This window comes from Otoolea muris (assembly GCF_943193115.1).
GTDB classification, from domain to species: Bacteria; Bacillota; Clostridia; order Lachnospirales; family Lachnospiraceae; genus Otoolea; species Otoolea muris.
Genome location: NZ_CALPCY010000138.1, coordinates 1 through 1,812, shown reverse-complemented (window position 1 = coordinate 1,812; position 1,812 = coordinate 1). Strand labels below are relative to the sequence as shown.

General features: G+C 37.8%; 4 protein-coding genes. All 4 read right to left on the bottom strand.

Annotated features, from left to right (window positions below):
* Window positions 1-118: 118 nt before the first annotated feature.
* On the bottom strand, window positions 119-868 hold the full coding sequence (locus tag NFS31_RS26620; protein ID WP_160259171.1) for an SDR family NAD(P)-dependent oxidoreductase: 750 nt from the start codon (window positions 866-868) through the stop codon (window positions 119-121).
* Between the two features lie 67 nt (window positions 869-935).
* Window positions 936-1,520 carry a Crp/Fnr family transcriptional regulator gene (locus tag NFS31_RS26615; protein WP_251502073.1) on the bottom strand — a complete coding sequence of 195 codons (585 nt, stop codon included), beginning with the start codon at window positions 1,518-1,520 and terminating at the stop codon, window positions 936-938.
* A 23-nt stretch (window positions 1,521-1,543) separates the two neighbouring features.
* Entirely contained in the window at window positions 1,544-1,693 is a 150-nt protein-coding gene (locus NFS31_RS28130; RefSeq protein ID WP_251502072.1) for an ECF transporter S component, read from the bottom strand.
* A partial coding sequence (locus tag NFS31_RS26605) for a hypothetical protein (protein WP_251502070.1) occupies window positions 1,629-1,812 on the bottom strand: 184 nt, incomplete at its 5' end. The genes NFS31_RS28130 and NFS31_RS26605, both read right to left, overlap by 65 nt.

Genomic DNA, 1,812 nt, shown 5'->3' with positions numbered 1-1,812 from the left:
GCGCAGACAGAAAAAAATGACGGCTCCGATTTCTCAAAGCCGCCGTATATGATAAAAAGCACAGGGAAGTGGCTGCTATACGACGGCTTTTTTTCTCTTGCCGTCGTGCGGCAGTCGTTTATTTATTTTGTTTCATTTTTGCAACACTAATCATTTTTACTTTCACCGGAAAAAGTTGAAGTAATCGGTTTTTTAGTCCCGGAATGATAATTTCTTTATTCTTTTGTAGGCCGCGAAAAGCAATTTGAGCAACTTTTTCCGCTGACATAGCAGTGTGCGGAGTAATAGTCCCCTCTCTATTAAAGAAATTCGTTTTGGTAGCTCCGGGGCATAAAGTGGAAATTACAACACCCTTGGATTTTGCTTCATATCGGATAGCCCTTGTATAGTTCAAAACAAATGCTTTGCTTGCAAAGTATGTTGAAGTATATGGGCCGGGCTGAAAGGCACCTGTTGAAGCAACATTAAGGATTTTACCTGTCCTTTGTTTATACATATCCGGTAGAAATAACTTGCACAACAAAACAAGGTTCGTTACATTTACAGTTATCATCTGTTCATCTTGTCGAAGATCAATTTCGTCTGTTGCTCCCACTAAACCAAATCCTGCATTGTTAATCAATACAGCAATAGAAATTTTTTCCTTTCTTATCTGGTGATATAATTGTTCCGCTGCATCGATTTTGGTCAAGTCTTGTTCAAAGATATAAATTGGAATGGAATAGCTGGTTTCTAAAGAATTTTTTACATTATCTAAATGGTTTTGGTTAGAAGATACTAAAACAAGCCCATAACCATTCTGTGCAAACAATTTTGCCAGTTCAAATCCGATACCACTTGTTGCGCCGGTGATTAATGCAAATTTCAAGCTGAACACCTCCTTTTGAGAATGATTATACTTCTCCAAAAAGCGGCTGTAATTCACCTATGTTAATTCATATCTGGTTTTTCAACTTTTTTCTAATTCTGCTCATAGAAGCAGCCTTAATACCAATATAGGACGCTATATATTTTAGCTGTAACCGCCTCTGCAAGTTTGGATATTCCCTGCAAAAAAATATATAGCGCTCTTCGGCAGTAAGCAGTAAAAGTTTTCTTGTTCTATCCTCCAACTTTCCGATTTCGTTTAAGTACATACTATGAATGAGTTGATTTACGCGTTGATCTATTGACATGATTTTCTGTATTAGAAAATAGGGAAGTTTAATACATTTACATTCTTCCAAACAATCCACAAAAAAAGTCGAAGTGTCTTTGGTACGATAACATTCCGAACCAAAAAAACCATTTTCATAAACAAAACATTTTGTAACCTCATTTCCATCATCATCAATATAATAGCCTCTGACAAGTCCGTAGATAATAAAATAGAAACAATTTATCATTTCGCCCATTTCAATCGGCATAGTACCTTTTTCAAATATTATAATTGAGGCACCTGTATCAATAATATTTTCAACGCTGTTATCAAAATCAATTTTTAGGCATTTTTTAATATATTCACTTGGACTAATAACCATTATATACCTCCTGTTTATGGATACTACTCTCCTACAAGCACGCCCTGTACCGGCCCTAAGAGCAGGCCGGAAAGCAAGCATATCACATTTCCCATATGTAGGCGCATGTTATCTATGACCGTAGGGATTGGTATTTGCAGAAACGCGGAAGCCACATAGACTGCCGCAGCCATAACGCCAACCATAGCAAAAAATTGCGGTAAAGTTCGTCATGGCCTGCCCCAAATTCAGAGCGGGCATTTCCGCAAAGGAATCCACCTTGGAGGCAGCAGCATACGCAGCCATACAGTCG